The following is a 20,666-nucleotide window of genomic DNA, read 5'->3' as shown; positions in this document are numbered from 1 at the left end:
TTGAGAAGTGGGATCACACCATGAAAAATGTTTGGCTTGTCGATGATGATGCATCTATTCGCTTTGTTCTGGAAAAAGCGCTGGCGCGTGCAGACTTTCAAACTGAGAGTTTCTCTAATGGCCAGGATGTACTCACCGCGCTGACCTATGATCAACCCGCAGTATTGATCTCAGATGTCAGAATGCCCGGCATAGATGGTATGGCCTTGCTGGAAGAAATCGCAGAGCAACACCCCAACCTGCCAGTCATCATCATGACTGCCCATTCCGATCTGGATTCGGCGGTCAATGCCTTTCAAAAGGGGGCGTTTGAATATCTCGCCAAGCCGTTTGATCTGGACGAAGCCGTCTCTCTGGTGGAGCGCGCTTATCAGGCCAGCTCACAAAATAACAAAGCGAAGCGCCCCAGCAACAATGCCAAACAGCCCGATATCATTGGTGAAGCGCCGGCCATGCAGGAGGTTTTCCGGGCCATCGGTAAACTCTCGGTCTCCAGCATGAGCGTATTGATCAACGGAGAGTCGGGCACAGGTAAAGAACTGGTGGCTGGCGCTTTGCACAACCACAGTCCGCGCCGGGAGCAGCCGTTTATCGCACTGAATATGGCAGCCATTCCCAAAGACCTCGTTGAATCTGAACTCTTTGGCCACGAAAAAGGCGCCTTTACCGGTGCGGACAGCATACGTCGGGGACGATTTGAGCAGGCTAATGGTGGTACGCTGTTTCTGGATGAAATCGGCGACATGCCACTGGATGTGCAAACCCGCCTGCTCAGAGTGCTGGCAGATGGCGAGTTTTACCGGGTAGGCGGCCATCACAGCGTTAAGGTCGACGTGCGGATCATTGCGGCCACCCATCAGGACCTGGAGCGCCTGGTAGAACAGGGGGAGTTTCGCGAAGACTTATTCCACCGCCTGAATGTCGTTCGGCTTAAGCTGCCGCCGCTGCGTGAGCGCCGAGAAGACATTGCCAAACTAAGTGAGAACTTTCTCGTACGCAGTGCCAAAGAGTTAAAAGTCCCTTGCAAGATACTAACAACCGAAGCGCTCAAGGTTATGCAGGCATTTCACTGGCCAGGTAACGTGCGTCAGCTTGAAAACAGCTGTCGCTGGTTAACGGTGATGGCACCTGGTGATGTCATCAATGTCGCTGACCTGCCAGAAGAGCTGAACCAGCCAATCAAAGCTACCGCTGTGGATGCCATTGAAGGTGACTGGCTGGATGCCTTTCAAAACTGGCTGGAACAAGAGCTCCATCAGGGCAAAGAAGACATCTGGCCTCAGGTACAGGCCCAGCTGGAGACCCGCCTGATCAAAACTGCGCTGGCCGTATGCCATGGTCACAAGCAGGAAGCGGCGCTGAAAATTGGCTGGGGCCGTAATACCCTGACCCGCAAATTGAAGGAACGAAACTTTACCTGAGAAAAGCGTTGCCTGTATGAAAAAACATCACTTGTTCCTAAAAGCTTGAACTCGTACTTTTAATAAGTGCACTTTGCACACTAAAACTACAACATTTAAGGAACGACTATGAAAATCAGCTTACAGAAAAAATCGCTCAAACGCTTGAACAACAAAACGCCATTAGCTCAGGAGCTAACACCACAAGCTGCAGGTGGTATGTATGCCAGCTCACCCTATAACAAGGGATGTATGACCTATCAAGGACTAACTTGCCCAACCTCTCCGTATGATCCAGGCTGCTAAATATACACCTGACTGCCGAGTGAAAGCCCGGCAGTTTTCGAACTGGCTTCTGCCTTGACCCCATTGTAAAAAGCAAGCACTATGCTGTCATATTGATCCGAACTTGCTTTATATCATGAAACTACTGGAGCATATCCCACTGATCAAACAGTTGGAAATTCTCAACAGACTCACCTTTTTCAAAGAGTTTACGCTGTCCGAACGTCAGGTGCTGCTTGAGTCCTTTAGCCATCTGTACCTGGTCAGCAAAGACAGGCACGCATTTCGGCGTTTTGATAAAGACAATCGACTGTACATTGTGCTCAGTGGTGAGCTGTCTATCTACAACCAGGATCAACATCATGCCATTGGCCGGGTCGGCCCAGGTGAATTTCTCGGCGAAGGCGCTTTTATTTCTCACCGGGAACGCAGCACCAGCGCACTGGCATGCAAAGACACCATCCTGCTGGCTATTACGCCCGATGCATTGACACGTTTACCTAATGTGATCAGAGAGAAAATCAAAGATAAGATCATTGAAGGGATGAGTGCACGGATCAGTCAACTCAACCATTATATTGAAGACCATTTATGAACACTCAAAAAAGGCGCCCTCAGGCGCCTTTTTAGTATTACTGTGCCAGTAATGCTTCGAAGTGTCCGAACAAGGTGTCCAGCTCTTCAATTGTGTTGTAATGCATACAACCGATACGCACAACTCCACCGCTTTGCATTACACCCAGCTGTTCACATAGGCCCTGTGCATAGAAGTTACCATCCCACACACAAATATGCTGTTTACCCAGGTATTCAGACACGGTGCGTGGAGCAATGCCATCAAAGGTTAATGCAAACGTGGGGGTGCGCTCGCCAAGGCGCGCCGTGTCTTTGATTCCATACAAACGGATTTGCGGAAATGCCTGCAGGCGTGACAAGAAGTATTCACTTAACGCCATTTCATGAGCTTTGGTATTGGCAAAAGCCACACCCAGACGTTCCCGTCGCGGGGTATCTTCAGGTAATCCACTCAGCGAGGCAATATAGTCAATGGCTGCCACAACCCCAGCCAGCCCTTCAAAACTTTGGGTGCCCGTTTCCCAACGGCCCGGCACCACATCTTTTGCAGGTTCGACTTTATACGGCGTAAAGCCAGCCAGATGGGCCATTTTACCGTATACCACACCAACGTGTGGACCAAAGAACTTATAGACAGAGCAGGCCAGGAAATCACAGTCCAGCGCCTGAACATCGATCAGCTCATGGGGTGCATAGTGCACGGCATCAACGTATACCAGTGCACCAACCTGGTGCGCCAGTTCGACTATCTGTTTGATGTCATTGATAGAGCCGGTGGTATTAGACGCATAAGTCACGGCCACCAGCTTAGTCTTACTATTGAGCAGGCTACGGAAATGGTCCATATCCAGCGTGCAATCGGCTTCATTCACCTTCACTACATGTACACTCGCCCCTTTATCCTCAGCAGCCTGACGCCATGACGAGACATTGGAGTAATGATCTGCATTGGTTACAATGATCTCATCACCAGCCTGCCAGTCGCGTGAAATCGCGCGACTAAAGCTGAACGTCAGGCTGGTCATGTTGGCACCAAAAACAATCTGCTCTTTGGCTGGCGCATTGAGCAAGTCCGCCACCGCCTGACGCGCATTGTCCATTAGCTCGACGGTTTTATCACTGGAGAAAAAGGCTCCACCCAGGTTGGAGTTAAAGTAACCCAGATACGCAGACATAGCACTGAGCACAGACTGCGGCACTTGCGAGCCACCCGGGCCATCCAGGAAAATAGGGGAACGGCCTGCCACTTGTTGCATCAGGGCAGGAAACTGACGACGCACTTGATTCAGATTCATAATGGCCTCTTACGCGGTAAATACAAAACAGTCCAGATACCCGGTCTGCGTGGCATCTAGCTTGTTCATTGGCGTCGCGTTGTGCCAAACCTCACGGTCATTGACCAGAGCAAACAGACCATCTTTAATCTCCATCTTAAAGCATGGCTCAGCGTCTTTGTGCTCGTATACCAGCAGCTCACCACCCGCGATGTTCTCATGCGAAACACCACATACGCACACATGATCAAAACCATCCTGATGCACGCCTTCTGGTGCTGGCGGTGTATCACTCTCAATGGCCAGCATGCGGAACTGATGGACTTCGATGTCACGCTCATCGCTAATACCTGTCATTGCTCTGAACTCATTCAGCAGGTGCTTGAATCCTTCGCTGTGGATCAGGTCTGCTTCCAGATTTTCATAAACGCGCTCAATGTTGCCCTGAAAGGTGTTGATTGAGTCGTCCTGCACAAAGGCTTTAGTCGGCTGCAGAGCCACTTCGCCATTGGCAAATTTCAATACGGAATAACGACGTTTACGGAATGCACCATCCGCATAAGGGTTATCTGGCAGACGGTTAAACGAAGGTTTAACCGCATCGATGTGCGTTTGTTGAATAAAACGAAGTTGTAGCAAATTCTGGTTGTTTACTGCGGTCATTTTGCTCTCGCCTAGGGATGACAATTTGGCGGAGATCTTAATCCATTTAAAGGGGAATTGTGATTTTGAATCTGTTTATTTAGTCGGTTTAAAAGAATAATTAGCCTGTTTTTTGCAATTTTTTAAATCAAAAATACACAAGCTGCAAGTTCAGTGTTTACTGCATACAAAAACAGGACTTTGCATGCAAAGTCCTGTTTTAGCGTCAGCGTTGTGGCAATCTTGGTTACATTGCAAAACGCTGGGTGCATACAGAGTTATGGTAGCGGCACAAATTCCACCTGCAACACACAGAAACCTTGCAGTGGGCCAAGTCGATAAATCGTGCCCAGTAACTCGCCCGGACAACCTGTGACACGACCAACCTGATAACCGGCATCTGGCTGTAAGATAAGTTCCAGAGACTGATTGTTTTCAAGCTCTACAGCAGACTCACTGACACTGCCCTGCCCTGTGATAGTAATCTCAGCCAGAGAAGATTGACTGTAAGTCAGGTTATAGTACCCATCGTTTTCCAACTGTAACAGGTAAGAAACGGTATCATTACTGAGCGGGTTTAAGCCAAGATCCAGCTGTACATCTTTATTCTCTATCGCCTCAATCCCGGTTACTGAATGCAGTGCGTTGGCCTGTGTATAGACATATTGCAGGCGCGGGTTATGCTGCAAATCTAATTCGGTAATGGACGTGTAGGAAAAAGACAGGCTATCCAATTCAATGTTATGGCTCAAATCAATTTGCGTTAGCGGATTATGACCGACAGCCAGATTTTGGAGCCTGGTCAGGCTGGACAAATCAATCTGCTCCAGTGCGGCCCGCTGCCAGACTAATGATATCAGATTCGGATACTGCGCCAGGTCCACCCAACGAGCATCAACTCCACTGATATCCAAAGTAGATAGCTGGCTGCCATTGAACTGCCCCAACTGACTCACCAGCAGAGGGCTATAACCCACATTCAGGTATTCAAGCTGCAATCCATCAGCCAGTGTAAGAGACTGTAAGTGACCATTGTTGCTAATGTCCAGGTTTGTCAGCTGCGAATTCTGACTCAAATCCAACTCGGCCAGAAACGGCATGCTGTCAACGTAAAGTAATAGCAACTTACGGTTAGCGGACAGGTCCAACTGGTCGAGTTGTGTGGCGCTAATGTAGAGCATCTCCAAATTAGGATTATGAGCAACATCCAGCTGTTTCAGATTATTATAATTTAGCTCTAGCTCATTTAATCCTGGCATTCCATCCAGCTGCACTGCTGTAAGTCTATTCTGTCCGGCAATGAACCTGGTCAGCATAGGGTGCTCACCTGTCAACACTTGTGTTAAGTGATTTCCAGAAAGCTCCACACCGTACAGTGCGGTATTCTCAGTCATGTCCAACTGCGCTAATGCGTTCCAACTGGCGTCCAAATAACGCAGCTGCAGATTGTTCTCAATACTCAGCGCACTCAGCGAATTTATGCTGACATTCAGGTAATCTAACTGAAGGTTGTGCTCAAGGTTAAGTCCTTCGAGCCGGTTGTCTGACAATATCAGGGTTGTCAAATCGGGCCAGCTTTGTGCGTCGAACGTGCTTAGCGCATTGCCGGATAAATCCAGTTGATGCAGTGCGGTAAAACGTGCTAAACCTAACGATGCCAGCGTCTCATCATTGAGTCCGACACCATACAATTTCAGCTCCAGTAGCTGTTCAGGATCGGGCACAGTCAAGGCAGAAATACCGTGTTCGCTCCCCTCAATGCTGAGAGATGTCAGTTGACTCAAACCAGACAAATCGAACTCGCTGACGGCCACAGGACCAAGTGTCAGCTCTTGTAACCCAGTCAAATTATTCAATCCGTTCAGTGACTGGATTGCTTCACTCGATGTGCAAGACAGTGAGGTAATTGCCTGCGGAGACTGCACCGACATCTGGTTTACGCACTCAGCAAGGCGGGGGTCCGTGATACCGGCCAGCTCTGCCAGATTGGCCTTTTCAACAAAAGTGGCGGTAATTTCACAATCCGTATCACGTGCTGGAATGTAATAATTCGGCTCGGATAGCTCACCACCACAGCCAGTGATGCTCTGCAGCATATAACCTGCCTCGGACTCAACATAGACATGCGCAGAGTGTCCTTCAGGGATTTCCTGATAGGCGGGATAAAAATTGCCCTGACCTATTGTCTGAGTCGTGATCTCGTAACCATCAAAATCGTAATACCACTGTTGCTTATCAGACTCCTGACACCCCTGGCTGGCAGCATAAAGACAGATCTGCATACCCCTAACGTCATAATTCAGGAGCTCCACATAATGCGGTTGTTCGTCGAGCATGAACGCTAACTTGCCATCTTCTAATTCATACTGATGCACGACATCATTGATAATCAACTGGTTTTTAACACTGTCTGGATGTTCTATGCTCCAAAACATAGGTCCAAACATGACTTTGTACCAACCCAAATCCTCGTCTTTTACCCACATATCGTGAATATCTTCCAGGTTACTTGGCAAAAACTCTGTTTGTACTATTTCAGGGGTATAGTGATAGATCAGCAGACTATGATACAAAGAGGTTGTGTTACCCTCACTATCAAACCGCTCAAACTGACGACTTACATAATAGTAATCATCAGATTGTGCTACTAACTGGTGTGTAACTTTAGCCTGCAAAGTGCAGTCTGGCATATTTGGCTTACACTCTGAGGTGCTTATGCCGTAATTTTCGTCATATCTGTAGCGTTCTCGTATTAACTCACCCTTGTCGACATGCCAGGCATATTGCCAATCAAAAGTATCAATATACAGCTCACCACTGCTAAATAGATCCATATCGAAAGCAGCCTGGTTCATGCCAATGAACCCCTGCCAACGGCCAACCACGTTGCTGTCGGTGAATACCGCCTCCGGCTGCTGTTTAACCAGGATCCCATAGCGCGTATCGGCCATACCAGCCTCACCTTTGGCCAGGCTCACATATTGATAAGCAGCGCCGAGTTTTTTGGTTATCCAGAACACCTCAGTCACAGTGTGCTCGCCCGCTCGATAGTCAACTTCAAGCGTATTGCCATTTACCCGCCAGGCCAGTACCTCTCGCTTGGGATCCACAATGGGGGTAGAGATTTCTCCGTTCTGCTCCAGCTGATACTGATCCGGGAAACCACGACCAGTTTGACCATCGCTTTCGCGCACCTCAATATGCCACAACCCCTGCATCTCTTCGTCACCCGGCAGGGCCAGGGTCATCCCTTTATCCAGCAAATTACTGGTATAAGCTTTTTCATATGGTTCTGTCTCTGGGTCATTCCCGCCGAACACAGCGATGCCCTGTTCAACAATGTCGACTGTTCTGAACACGGCATTTTCCGCCAGGATCGTCATTTCCAATGAATCAATGTAGACAGAGCGCTCTGGATCACTCTCCCGGGTTGAGATGTGTAACGGCTCCGCCAGGGTAATCTGGACTGTGTTGTTGTCTTGTTTCCAGCTTTTGATCTCCACAGTATTGATTGCGGAAATAGTACCTTTTCCAGAACCACTCAAGCTGACATGATATGCAGCAGCATTGAAGTGTTTCACCGCTTGCAGAATGAACTCGCCCTCAACAGGGGCTGTAGTATCGTCAATCAAGTCAACATCTTGCTTTATTGCAGCCTTCGTCGACTCAATCAACGCGGGATCTGCAGCATTGACGTCATTCTCAAATTGTTGAGCAGTGTGCGCATCGTCGACTAAATCCAATGTCGTCTTCACGCCTTCAGGGAGGCTATAATCACTATTATCAACAACAATCTTAATCAACGAAGCCAGCGACATTTTTTCGTCGGCATCAACATTTAATAACGCCTGGTTTAATTCAGCATCACTGGTTAGCATAGCGCCTGCGCGTGTCATCAACGCATATTCCGCAGTCGAAACGTTCGTAACATTAACGCCAAAGTTTTCAGTCTTATCGAGCTGACCATCTTCACCGGCTTGTTGTACCAACTGTGCCATGGAATTCAGCACAGAAACAAATTCAACCTGACTCTGTGCATCCACACCGGTTGCTGAAATCATGACCGGGTAGTCTGCCTCACTTTCATCTACAACCAATGTCGCAGAATACAAGCCTTCTCCGTTTGCCTTGACCTGCACCTCAGATCCGCCCGCAGACAATACAACATCCGCATTGGCAATAGGCTCATCTGTCACGCGTCCATTCAGGGTAACTGAAACTGTATTGCGTTTGATCAGCACACTTTGGCTGGATTGCTGAGTCGCTCCCTGATCGTCGGTTACCATCACCGTAAAGGTAATAGTCGTATCTTCTTGGATATCCGGTACCGTATAGGTCGGCATTGCCGTATCCGTATCTGCTTCCGTCAAAGAAAGCGACGAACTGTGAGACCAGGCGTAACTGGCCACTTTGCCATCAGAATCGCTAGCACTGGCTGTCAGTGTAAATGCGAGGCGCTCCTGTTGCTCAGGCAAGGCTGCTATGCTCACCACCGGCGCCTGGTTCTGTTTAGGTGTAACAGCGCCCTGACCTGAGTCAGCTCCCGTGCTGTCACTTCCCCCTCCACATCCGCTCAATGCGAACGCCAAGGCAGCGGTAAGTGGCCACTTACTCTGACCTGAAACAATTAACCCCTTAATTTTAGTCATTATTGTACTTCCTGCATCAAGGTTATCCATCCTCGTAGTATTGTGTTGTGTCTAATCGCTTTTGTAGCGCAGTTTTAAACGCCTATTCTAACATTGTTTCTATTTCTTCAACAGGTGCATAAAATACAATTATTTTTTATTGCGGGTCATTAACAATGTAACTTATTGATAATACTAGCTTGCTTAATTCAATATTCTATTTGGAGGCGAGAAAATGGGGTCGCTCACACCGCACCCGCGTCCTGCTATCGCTGAGACACCTACATTCATATAGGCGAGGAACAAGTTTTACTCTTTGGTTGTTCTAACTGAGAAATTTTTAACGCTGTTAGCGCCCTATTTGCTCCTTCAAATAGGCTAGGTATTAAGTGACATTGGTATAATACTGTGGCGATGGAAAGGAGTTGATGCAAAAAGCAAGGCTTTACATACAAAGCCCAGCCTTTTAATGGGTGCTTTGAGTGGAAATTCAGAAATGGGATTAATTTGTCGTAACCACCTCTGCAACTGGCCAACTAGCAAGTGTTGATTACATTAAGCGACCACCAGACATTCACAGCCCCCCATAAACTTTTCTATCCAAGAACTTGTTTATAGTAAGCATTTACATGACTGCCCATGTGTCACAGTCGCTGAGTGCACCACTACAGCTTGTTGTTAATCGCCTCCAACTGTTCGCTGAAACTCAGGTGACGCAGATCCCCCAAACCAGCCTTGTTTGTCATTTCTAAGAGCTGTGCTTCCAGCGCCAGTAACGGGGCTTCTGCGCGCTTATCGTCAATGGCAGCCTGCCTGCGCATATGCTCAGAAAAAAGCTGCTCCATTCTTTTTATCTGTAACTCAGCCAGTTTCACCTTGTGCTTGATGTCTTCATAAGCGCGCACATTTTGGCGAATATAGCTTTGCGCAGACTCTGCCGTGACTTTGACATCCTGATATACGGTCGGCAAAATGTCAGCCTTATCTGAGGTTGCCAGCGTTCGTACCTCACTTAGCACTTTACCCAGAAAAAAGTGCTCCGCTGCGTCCTGCTCCAGCACATGTAGCTGAGACTGTAGTTCAGGCAACGCTCCCTCAACCTCAATGCGTTTACCAGCAACCAGCATCTCTTTGAAGTCATCGTGGCGCGCCGCAAGCCGAGCATAACGACGCGCAAACTGCTGCCCAGCTTCCAGTTTATCGAGTACCACAAAATGAGCGCGAACCGGTTCCAGTACACTAACAATAGCTTGCTTTGCGCTTTGTGCTGCCGCAATCAAGCTGACAATTTCCTGACTAACTGCCATCACCTCATCGGCTTTGGTGTCCGAGGAAAACAAAGAGGCGCTTTCGAGTGATTCCGCCGGGTTTGCACTGAGCTCAGCGAAGTCATCTTGCAATGATTGCCAAAGTTTACTGGCCTTTGAGGTCCGTTCGCTGTCGTACTCACTCAGTTCTGCCTCTGCGGACAAACCAATCGCTTGTTGTGCCTCCTGATAGGCTGCCTCAGCTTTATGATAGGCAGCCTGGATCTGCTCTGGGGTTGCCTTATCACTGCTAACAATATTGCTCACTGAATCCAGCGTTTTACACCCGCCTAATAATGTTACTGCCAGTAATAAGGCGATACTGCTTTGTTTGTACATTAATAACTCCATTGGATCCCGGCTGACAGGGATATATTGGTATACTCTATGTCTGGGACAGTACGACGATTGCCATCTGACTCAGAGATTGCATCACGTTCTTTGTAAGATACATCCAGCCCCGCCATCACAGCGATGCTCTCAAAAACCTGATAACGGACACCCGCACGCCCCTGTATGCCCCAACCATTAAAGGTTTCACTGAGTGTTCTCTCAATGGTCCGGGTATTCTGTACTCGGGTATAAACAGGGAGTGTCACTTCGGCATCTGCATACCAGCTAAATTTATTAGACGTATCTTGTAGTTTGCTGTCATATCTTAACCCGGCCGCAGCAATAATGCTCAATTGATCTTCTGTGGTAGAAACGACGGGCTGTAGATTACCAGGTAAGCCCTCCAGATCCCCTGTACCTGTGTTATTTTGCCCGGGTAAATTAAAACGTGCTACAGGATCGCCATCACCACGCGGTGCGGACTGTAAGACCTGATCAAACTGGCCAGCCCCAGGCTGAGCGAATCGAAAGTCCGACCGGGTAAAGCTGGTTGTAAAAATCCGCCCACCCATAGTGACTTGCAATGCACGTGTTAGGTTATAGGCGGCACTCATTGCTATTTCGTTAGACTTTGCTTTGAAATCGTTATATTGCACTGCGCCAAACTGGTGGGTCACAGAGCTGTCGTTAGGGTCCTGAAAATCATTGACATACCAGGTTTCTGTATCCAGGCCCGGATAAATGGTTGCCGCAGTGCCAATATACACACCCCAGTCGTCGTTAATGCCTGAATAAGACAGCTGTCTGATTGTGGGATTACGCACTTTTGCGTCCTGAGTCAAACGGCCCAATCCGCTTAAATCATTAAGCGCTTCACTGTATTCAATGGATTCAAAACCGAGGCGAATTTCACTATAAGAAGGGTTAGGTGCAGCCGCAGCGGTGCCTGTGACCAGACAACACGCCATAATAAGCGATTTATTCATAACGTTAGACCTTGCGCAGAGTAGACTGGAAAGTAACACAAGGACCAACGCACCACTCCCTGGTTACAGATTCTTACATTATTGAATAATAATAAGTCAAGCCGTCAGATAGTCAAGAAACTCACCTCGCCTTAGGGACCACGAAAGCCAATGAGGCAGCATTTGAAATAAAATATAAACAAACACTTAGCTGACTTTTGATATACATTAAGTATGACTGAGCCAGCTTGAAGCTGGCTCTGGCTGAATACGAACTTAGTGACTTAAACAGCTTGCTGAATAATCACATCATCCGCTTTTTTAGTGTACTGAGGCATTTTGTGGAAATTCAGATAACGATAGGTATCTGCAGCGGTGGCATTGATCCGCTCTGCATATTGTTGATACTCCGCCGGCGTTGGCAGCTTACCCAGGATAGCTGCAACAGCAGCAAGCTCTGCCGAGGCCAGGTAGACATTGGCACCAGTTCCCAGACGGTTGGGGAAATTACGTGTAGAAGTTGACACCACAGTTGCCTTGTCCGCGACCCGGGCCTGGTTACCCATACACAACGAACAGCCAGGCGTTTCAATGCGCGCACCAACACGGCCGTAAATACCGTAATACCCTTCATCTGTTAATTGATCTCTGTCCATCTTAGTCGGCGGCGCAACCCATAACTGTGTTGGTAGCCGAGCACCAAAGTTATCGAGCAGTTTGCCCGCAGCCCTGAAATGACCTATGTTAGTCATACAAGAGCCAATAAACACCTCATCAATTGTTTCACCAGTTACCTCGGACAACAGACGCGCATCATCCGGATCGTTTGGCGCACATAGAATAGGCTCCTTAATTTCAGCGAGATCAATTTCAATCGTGTGAGCATATTCTGCGTCGGGATCCGCAGTCATCAGTTCAGGGGTCGCCAACCACTCTTCCATCTTGGTGATACGACGCTCGATAGTGCGAACATCGCCATAACCCTCAGCAATCATCCACTTCAGCATGACGATATTTGAATTTAAGTACTCTTCAATCGATTCCTGGGACAATTTAACGGTACAGCCCGCAGCTGAGCGCTCAGCCGATGCGTCGGACAATTCAAATGCCTGCTCAACAGTCAGATGCTCAACCCCTTCAATTTCAAGAATACGGCCAGAGAACTCATTGATCTTGCCTTTCTTTTCAACCGTGAGTAAGCCTTGCTTAATCGCATAGTAGGGGATCGCATGAACCAGATCGCGTAGCGTGATCCCGGGTTGCATCTCACCTTTAAACCGCACCAGTACGGATTCTGGCATATCCAGTGGCATCACACCGGTTGCTGCTGCAAATGCCACAGCACCCGACCCGGCCGGGAATGAAATCCCCAATGGGAAGCGGGTATGAGAGTCACCACCTGTCCCCACGGTATCTGGCAGCAACATGCGGTTCAGCCAGGAGTGGATCACGCCATCGCCAGGACGCAATGATACGCCACCGCGATTCATGATGAAATCCGGCAAAGTGTGGTGGGTATTTACATCAATCGGCTTAGGGTAAGCCGATGTATGGCAGAATGACTGCATCGTTAGATCAGCTGAAAAGCCCAAACATGCCAGATCTTTTAATTCATCCCGAGTCATTGGGCCTGTGGTATCCTGCGAGCCCACTGTGGTCATCGTTGGCTCACAGTACTGACCCGGGCGAACCCCTGGCATATTACAGGCACGACCAACCATTTTCTGTGCCAATGTGAACCCTTTACCTGAGTCCTCTATCAGTTTAGGTTTGCAGAAAATATCTTCCTGCTCCAACCCCAGCGCATGCCGTGCTTTATCAGTCAGCCCCCGGCCAATGATCAAAGGAATACGACCGCCGGCTCGTACTTCATCCAGGATAACATCTGACTTCAAACTAAATGTGGTGACCACTTCATCGCTACCATGGCGCTTAACGACCCCTTCGTATGGGTAGATATCAATCTGGTCACCCATATTCAGGTCATCAACCGGTAGCTCAATGGGTAAAGCACCCGAATCTTCCATTGTATTGAAGAAAATAGGCGCAATCTTGCCACCGAGGCACACACCACCCACTCGCTTATTTGGCACAAACGGAATATCGTCACCCATAAACCATAGAACAGAGTTAGTTGCTGACTTACGTGAAGAGCCGGTACCTACAACATCACCGACATACGCTAAGGGCAACCCTTTTTGCTTCAGCGCTTCTAATTGGGTAACCGGACCAATTTCGCCCGCTCTGTCCGGCGTAATGCCATCCCGCTCATTTTTTAACATAGCCAGCGCATGCAGCGGAATATCGGGTCGTGACCAGGCATCCGGTGCCGGAGACAGATCATCCGTATTGGTTTCGCCCGTCACCTTAAAGACCGTTACTGAGATTTTATCTGCGACTGCGGGCTTATCCAGGAACCACTCAGCATTTGCCCAGGATTCAATCACTTGTTTAGCAAATACATTACCTGCTTTGGCTTTTTCCTCAACATCATAGAAGGCATCAAACATGAGCAGGGTGTGTGATAAGCCTTTCACCGCTATCGGCGCTAATGCTGCGTCATCCAACAATTCGATCATCGGCGCAATGTTGTACCCACCCAACATAGTGCCCAGTAACTCTGCCGCATAAGCTTTAGAGATGAGGGGAGAAGTCGCTTCGCCTTTTGTTACAGCCGCTAAAAAGCCCGCTTTGACGTAGGCTGCGTCATCCACACCGGGTGGTACACGATTGATAAACAGATCAACGATAAACTCTTCTTCACCTGCTGGTGGCGTTTTCAATAACTCGATCAGTTCTGCGGTTTGCTGCGCATCCAGCGGTTTGGGAACAATCCCTTGCGCTGCGCGCTCCTCAACATGGTTACGATATTCTTGAAGCACAGTTATGCCCTCTTGGTGACGTGAACAGGTAATTAATTTTTAGGGTTAAAAACCCTAATAAATTTGCTTATATGTAAAATATGATGATTTATTATAAGGTCTTAGAGTATAGATGAAAATCAAACGGCCACTTTGCCGTCTTATATTGACTATAAACCCTGTGAATACACTGAGTTAAAAAAAACGTTTACGTGAATGGCTCAAAGGAAGAAAAAGAGACAAAAAGGCCCGGATAATTCCGGGCCAGAGTAGAATAAACAAGGATTAGCGTTTTACTTTAACACGCTCGACAGATTTCACTTTTGCTTCAACGCGACGATTTTCAGCGTGTGCCTGCGCAGAGTCATCGGTATTTTTCAGACGTTCTTCACCGTAACCCACTGTTGTGATACGCATTTCATCAATGCCTTTCTCTATTAGCTGCTTCGCAACAGCATCAGCACGCTTCTTAGACAACCATTTGTTGTAATCCGCTTTACCCACAGCGGAAGTGTGCCCTTCAAGTACCACTGTGGTTTCTGGGTGCTCATTCAGGAAGCTTACAACAGCTTGAATATCATTAAGATACTGTTGTGACACGCTTGAGTTATTGTTCGGGAAACGCACCAGCAAGCTGACAGTTACCTCTTTGTCTTCATACAAAGTACACCCTTGCGCATCAACTGCATCACTCATTGGTGTATTGGCACACTGGTCATCCATGTCATAAATGCCATCTTTGTCCGTATCGACAGGCGCTGCGACAACAGGCTCTGGCTCTGGCTGCGGAGCTGGTGCAGGTTCAACAGGTTTACTGCTGCTCGCGCCGCCAAAGAAGTAGTTAATACCGAGCTTTGCGCCCACATCGGTGTAACCCCGATCAATGCCCTGATAAATAGCCGTTTCAAAGTTAGCAGCAAAGTTGTCGCTGAAGTGATGACGATAACCCGCGCCCACATTGGCAAAGGTGTTATTGTCAAACACATCGATTGATTTCAGACCAAATAGTGCATAGAAAGGGCCACCATTAAAGTGATAAAGGCCGTCAATACCAATTCTATCACCGTCTACAGAGTCACTGCGTAATCCTGACAAATCAAAATCCATATCAGCATACTCAAGACGAGCACTCCAGTATTTGCTAAAGCGATAGCCCAGCTCGGCACCCCACCCCATTGAATCATCAACGGTGACGCCAGCTGCATCCCGACTATTTTCCCACTCAGCATTATAGTAGTCACCAAAGACGCCCAAATAAACGCCTTCTTGGTGGTCATCCGCATACGCACTGGTTGCCATCAAAGCTGTTACAACAACGCTTAGCATTCGTAGTTTCATCATCCTTCCCTCTCTAAAATAATAATGCAATCTGATATTTGCAGTAATAATAGTAGATGATGTCTTAATATTTACTTAACACAAATTAGGAATTTTTTGTTAATTTTACATTCAGCTCTGATGACCAAATAACACTCGGTACAAGCCCTGTTCCGCAACCAAGCTATGATGATCTCCAGCCTGGCTCACGACGCCATCATCCAGAACATATATTTGGTCTGCCTGACGGATTGCACTCAGTCGATGGGCAATGATCAGGGTCGTCCTGCCTGACAGAAAAGTATTCAAATTGCGATGTATTTTGGCCTCAGTTTCCACATCCAGCGCAGACGTTGCTTCATCCAGAACCACCACTTTAGGATCCGCGGCAACCATACGGGCAATGGCCAGGCGTTGCTTTTGTCCGCCCGACAGTCGCACCCCATTGCGACCCACCACAGTATCGAGCTGTTGGGGCATGTCTGTGACAGTGTCAGCCAGTTCAGCCACCTTCAACGCATGCCATAGCAGCTCATCATCACAGGTTTTACCCATGGCCAGATTCTCCCGAATACTGGCATTAAATAGAATGGGTTGCTGTAGCACAGTCACGACATGCTCCCGAATGGCATGGAAACCAACCTCTTCGGCAGGCATGTCATTAATTAAAATATCTCCTGACTGCTTCTGATATAACCCCAGCAGTAATTGCACAAGGGTCGACTTACCACCGCCCGATACCGCAACTAACGCTGTTTTCTTACCGCTGGGCAAGCTCAAAGACACATCATTGAGTACCGGCATGCCATCTTGATAGGCAAAACTAACGTGACGAAAATCGATGCGGATCATGGGTTGTTTGAATACCTCGCTGTTAGCAGGCTGATGAGGCTCAGTACTGAATGCCAGCACTTGATTCAGACGCTGAAGTGCAGCGGTCGCGCCATAATAAGCATACTGAATACTCAGTATCTCCTGCACAGGTCCCATCATAAACCACAAGTAGCCAAATACGGCGAATATCTGACCTACGGTTAAGTCAGAGAAAACCACCATCAGCATAGCGATGGCACGAAAGACTTCAAATCCCAACAAGAAAACGGTGAAGCTAAGTCGATTGACTGCATCTGTTTTCCACTGTGACTGTACAGAGTGGTGACGAAGCGATTTAGCCGCCCCTACAACCGTATCGAAATAACTTTGCTCGCGTCGCATTGCCTTGAGCTGAGCGATGGCATCTAACGTATCGACCAGCGCACTCTGAAATGCTTCGAACGCGTTATTCTGACGCTTCTTTAAGTCCTTCACGCGCTTACCGAATTGCCGGGAAAAATAAATCACAGCAGGATTAAGTGTCAAAATAATCAAACCCAACAGCCAGTCGATCCAGAGCAGTACTACGGCCGTCCCTACAATCGTCAAAATGCCTATCAAGAAACGAGACAAGGTTTGGCTGATAAAACCATCCAGCGTCTCAATATCTGTGATACACCGTGAACTGATCGCCGCAGCGCCCTGGGTTTCGTACTCCTTGAGCTGCACCTTTGCCAGATGGTCAAGCAGTCTTTCCCGGATCCGATAAGAAATATCCTTGCCTATGATAGTGAACTGACGTGACTGCGCAACACCCAACACCAATGCCCCCAAGCGCATACACACCACAGCTATCAGGATAGAGATAATGTAGCCCGTCGCTCCGTGCCACTGAGCAGGTAATACATGATTAAGGGTTTCCACTGCAGTACCTGGGCGTGCCAATAACACTTCATCCACTAATAAAGGCATCATGAGTGGAATGGGCACGCTCACCAGAGCGGCACAAAAAGCAATCAGATGAGCGTAAATCAAGGGAGTTTTATGCGTCAGGATCTGTCGCTTGATTTCCTGCCAGGTCAATGCCTGGTTACTCTGCTCACTCATAGCTTACGTTCCACAAAACGTCTGGTAGGCCTGTTCATGTGCCATAGTCGCCGTCCATTGAGCAGGATAGGCTTGATAGGTATAGGGGCTCTTCAAAGCAGTTAGCCAGTCAGTAAACTCATCACTCTGAGTGCCTTCATTAAACTGAGCAATAATTCGCTCCACCAGATCATTACGCGGAATAATAGCCGGATTTACAGATTGCATCAGCGCCAGAGCCTCAGCTGCACTGTGTCCGCTAATCCGCTTTCGCCACTTACTGACCCAGTCAGCTAACACTTCAGGTAAAGGGTAGGTTGGTAGCGGACTGGCGTGGAGTGCGTTTGTCAGAGCAGCAAACGTATTGGTGTAATCCAGTTTATTTTGCTGCATCAGCGATAACAGTTCACTCAATAATGCCTGATCTGATTCCTCCCAGGTACCTATCCCAAGCTTTTTAGACCACATTACTTGGTAGCCCTCATTAAAGCTCTCTGCAAACTGACTTAAAATCTCTGAAAAACGCTCAAGCGCCGCGTCTTTATCCTCAATCAACACCATCAAAGACTCTGCCAGACGGCCACAATTCCAGCTGGCAATGTTAGGTTGCTGACCAAAAGCATAGCGTCCTTGACGATCAATGGAGCTAAACACAGTATCGAACGAGAAAGACTCCATCATCGCACAAGGGCCATAGTCAATCGTCTCACCATTTATCAGGGTATTATCTGTATTCATAACCCCATGAATGAAGCCTACCTGCATCCACTTTAAGATAAGTGCACACTGGCGCTGACATACCCGCGTAAAGAAATCAAAGATACGTGCCTCACCACTGGACGTAATGTCGCTGAAGTATTCACGGATACATAACTCGACAAGCTTGCTCATCGCCGCCACATCTTTGTTCATTGCCATCAACTGAAAGGTGCCAACCCGAATATGGCTTCGGGCAATGCGACATACAACAGCGCCGGGCTCTGGCGTCTGGCGCATCACCTGTTGACCAGTGGTCAAGACTGCCAGACAGTGTGTCGTTGGTACACCCAGTGCTTGCATTGCATGGCTCATGATGTATTCCCGGATAGCCGGACCCAGTGCACACAAGCCATCCCCCCCACGCGAGAAGACTGTCGCACCAGAGCCTTTGAGGTGCATGTCATAGCTGAGACCATCCGCTGCGGTGATTGACGCAATGAGGTGTGCTCGTCCATCACCAAGTTGCGGATTAAAATGACCAAACTGATGGCCGCAATACGCCATTGCAACCGGCTGAATATGCTCGACCTGAGACACCCCCGCAAGGTAGTTACGCAGCGTTTGCTGATCGATCTCAATACCTAATTCAGATAACAATGCCTGATTAGTAAGTAGTAATTGAGCCTGCTCAAACTGATAAGGCTGTTGTGGGACCAGGTAAGTCTCTCCCAACTCGGTGTAGCGGGTAAAAAACTGGCTCATGATGTTACTCCTACCTCATTGTCACCCACACTATAAGCGACAAGCTGACTTAATTTTTGCAATGAATAACCACTTTGTCTACGTAATTCATTGAAGAAGGCTTGCGCAGAGCGAAGTGATTTCTGGCTATGCAAACCGCCTGATATCACCTCATGCGCGCGCAAATAGGCTTCTACATCCCGGCTTAGAATAAACGTATCTTTGCCGACAGCCCTCAGTGCATAAGGACCTGTATTGCCCCCTAATCGACTCCCTTGCTTTTTAAGTAACAACCATAGTTCAATAATGTTATCCTCAGGCCAATTTGCAACAAGCTTACTAAAAGTGCCGTGCTCTAATGCCAACTCATGGAGCATAAGGCAGTTATGTGCAATGCTCTGTACTTTTTTATAGTTACGTACAATACGTTCATCCTGAGCGCGCTGTTCAAACATTTCAGGCGACATGTAAAGCAACTTCTCAATCGAAAAGTCCCAGAACACGTCACGAAAACCTGACCACTTGGCGTTAATCACCGACCAATAAAAACCACTTTGGAATATTTTTCGAGTGAACTCTTCCAGCCAAACATCATCAGGAAGCATTGCAAGTTGCGTATTTGATACGGGTTCGCTGAGTAATGATTCCAGTATGTCTTTCGAACCTTTACGCTCGCATGCTCGTTCATAAATATCTAAAAAACTCTCCACAGCTTAGCCTTTTATTTTTGATCAATGGGATAGACGCTTTTGTTAGCCGATTCGTTTTATTCAACAATAAGCGCTATAGTTTTGTTTAGCCCGATTTTCAGAGCCTTGTCAGTGAAATACTTTATTTTTGCTTTATTTTATAGTTTTACGTTAAGTGCTGAAACAGTGCATATTACGACTGGTCAATGGCCTCCATACGTAGACAGGCATCGTGAGGATCAAGGGTGTACCGCTCAGCTTATCCGAGATGCCTTTGCTTTGCACGGGATCCGTGTTCGGTTTGTATTTATGCCCTGGCAACGCGCATACGAAGAAGGAAAAAAAGCGGAATTTGTTGGCAGCGCTTATTGGTATTACAATGAAAAAAGAGCAACCGAGTACCTGTATACATCGTACCCGCTCACTTCAGAAGTTTCCCACTTTTACCACCTGGATAGCATCCCCTTTAAGTTTAACTCCTACGCTGATTTAAAACCCTTCAGACTTTTGATTAATAAAGGTTTAACGTATCCGAAAACACTATGGCAAGCGATAAAAGAATATGAAATAGAGGTGATGGAGGCGACCTACACGACCAAGAACTTGCAATTTCTGCTGCGTCAACGCGCGGATATTGTCGTTCTGGATGAGCAAACAGAAAGGGAATACGCAAAAGCCCTGTCTAACTCTGAGGTAAAACGCCTGGTACGACAGCCTAAACCAGCATTCGTTAATCAGGGTTTTTTACTGATTAACCAACATAACGAAAAATATGTGGCGCTTTTTAATAACGCACTCCAAACGCTTATTTCAAACAAACCTTATCTGGCGCAATATCAAGAAAATTGCTCTGCGATTAGTACCCAGTGATTGTTCGCTCTTTGCAAAGAGACATATTTATACCAGGTTCACTTATACCAATTTGCTTAATTAAGTGATCTATTTTGAGGTGAGAAAATAGGGTCGATAACAAGGCAAAAATTTTGCTATTTAGTTGTTCTAAATGAGAAATTTTTAACGCTGTTAGCGTCCTATTTGCTCCTTCAAATA

At 47.6% G+C, this 20,666-nt stretch carries 15 protein-coding genes; 4 read left to right on the top strand and 11 right to left on the bottom strand.

Translation table 11 applies throughout. The features are described 5' to 3' along the window. Nucleotides 1-20 precede the first annotated feature (20 nt). The 3 genes from ntrC to MHN31_RS10945 all read left to right on the top strand — a co-directional run bounded on the left by ntrC (nt 21) and on the right by MHN31_RS10945 (nt 2,280). On the top strand, nt 21-1,421 hold the full coding sequence (gene ntrC / locus MHN31_RS10955) for a nitrogen regulation protein NR(I) (RefSeq protein WP_125563014.1): 1,401 nt from the start codon (nt 21-23) through the stop codon (nt 1,419-1,421). Between the two features lie 108 nt (nt 1,422-1,529). Further along, entirely contained in the window at nt 1,530-1,706 is a 177-nt protein-coding gene (locus MHN31_RS10950; RefSeq protein ID WP_164517604.1) for a hypothetical protein, read from the top strand. A 115-nt stretch (nt 1,707-1,821) separates the two neighbouring features. Further along, entirely contained in the window at nt 1,822-2,280 is a 459-nt protein-coding gene (locus tag MHN31_RS10945; RefSeq protein ID WP_010386139.1) for a cyclic nucleotide-binding domain-containing protein, read from the top strand. A gap of 37 nt (nt 2,281-2,317) precedes the next feature. Here the strand turns inward: MHN31_RS10945 and MHN31_RS10940 are convergent, their stop codons facing one another. The 10 genes from MHN31_RS10940 to MHN31_RS10895 all read right to left on the bottom strand — a co-directional run bounded on the left by MHN31_RS10940 (nt 2,318) and on the right by MHN31_RS10895 (nt 19,637). After that, nucleotides 2,318-3,556, bottom strand: coding sequence for a cysteine desulfurase-like protein (locus MHN31_RS10940; protein ID WP_239444281.1), 1,239 nt, complete (start codon nt 3,554-3,556; stop codon nt 2,318-2,320). A gap of 9 nt (nt 3,557-3,565) precedes the next feature. Continuing rightward, on the bottom strand, nt 3,566-4,198 hold the full coding sequence (locus MHN31_RS10935; RefSeq protein ID WP_010386136.1) for a 2OG-Fe dioxygenase family protein: 633 nt from the start codon (nt 4,196-4,198) through the stop codon (nt 3,566-3,568). Between the two features lie 257 nt (nt 4,199-4,455). Next, nucleotides 4,456-8,826 (bottom strand): hypothetical protein, encoded by a 4,371-nt coding sequence (locus MHN31_RS10930; protein ID WP_239444280.1) that lies wholly within the window; start codon nt 8,824-8,826, stop codon nt 4,456-4,458. Nucleotides 8,827-9,470: 644 nt separating this feature from the next. Further along, nucleotides 9,471-10,451: a hypothetical protein gene (locus tag MHN31_RS10925; protein ID WP_194868034.1), complete on the bottom strand. Its 981-nt coding sequence runs from the start codon at nt 10,449-10,451 to the stop codon at nt 9,471-9,473. Further along, nucleotides 10,451-11,431 (bottom strand): autotransporter outer membrane beta-barrel domain-containing protein, encoded by a 981-nt coding sequence (locus tag MHN31_RS10920; protein ID WP_125563009.1) that lies wholly within the window; start codon nt 11,429-11,431, stop codon nt 10,451-10,453. The genes MHN31_RS10925 and MHN31_RS10920 overlap by 1 nt, the downstream gene beginning before the upstream one ends. Before the next feature lie 263 nt (nt 11,432-11,694). Then, nucleotides 11,695-14,292 carry a bifunctional aconitate hydratase 2/2-methylisocitrate dehydratase gene (acnB, locus tag MHN31_RS10915; protein WP_138537849.1) on the bottom strand — a complete coding sequence of 866 codons (2,598 nt, stop codon included), beginning with the start codon at nt 14,290-14,292 and terminating at the stop codon, nt 11,695-11,697. A 264-nt stretch (nt 14,293-14,556) separates the two neighbouring features. Next, complete coding sequence (locus MHN31_RS10910) at nt 14,557-15,609, bottom strand: OmpA family protein (protein WP_138537850.1); 1,053 nt, start codon at nt 15,607-15,609, stop codon at nt 14,557-14,559. Nucleotides 15,610-15,720: 111 nt separating this feature from the next. Continuing rightward, on the bottom strand, nt 15,721-17,508 hold the full coding sequence (locus MHN31_RS10905) for an ABC transporter ATP-binding protein (RefSeq protein ID WP_239444279.1): 1,788 nt from the start codon (nt 17,506-17,508) through the stop codon (nt 15,721-15,723). 3 nt (nt 17,509-17,511) lie between these two features. Further along, entirely contained in the window at nt 17,512-18,948 is a 1,437-nt protein-coding gene (locus MHN31_RS10900; protein ID WP_239444278.1) for a YdiU family protein, read from the bottom strand. Further along, nucleotides 18,945-19,637, bottom strand: coding sequence for a DNA-3-methyladenine glycosylase I (locus tag MHN31_RS10895; protein ID WP_125563001.1), 693 nt, complete (start codon nt 19,635-19,637; stop codon nt 18,945-18,947). Before MHN31_RS10895 ends, MHN31_RS10900 begins: the two co-directional genes overlap by 4 nt. Nucleotides 19,638-19,748: 111 nt before the next feature. Here MHN31_RS10895 and MHN31_RS10890 point away from each other — a divergent pair, with 111 nt between their 5' ends. Continuing rightward, entirely contained in the window at nt 19,749-20,486 is a 738-nt protein-coding gene (locus tag MHN31_RS10890) for a transporter substrate-binding domain-containing protein (RefSeq protein WP_239444277.1), read from the top strand. Here MHN31_RS10890 and MHN31_RS10885 read toward each other — a convergent pair. Beyond that, nucleotides 20,473-20,666 (bottom strand): hypothetical protein (locus MHN31_RS10885; RefSeq protein WP_239444276.1); only part of this gene is annotated, 194 nt, incomplete at its 5' end. The two genes, MHN31_RS10890 and MHN31_RS10885, sit on opposite strands and share 14 nt — an antisense overlap.

Origin of the sequence: Pseudoalteromonas sp. McH1-42, assembly GCF_022347845.1 — a bacterium.
Taxonomy (GTDB): domain Bacteria; phylum Pseudomonadota; class Gammaproteobacteria; order Enterobacterales; family Alteromonadaceae; genus Pseudoalteromonas; species Pseudoalteromonas rubra_D.
The sequence above is the reverse complement of the archived record's forward strand: the minus strand, read 5'-3'. Positions and strand labels throughout refer to the sequence as shown.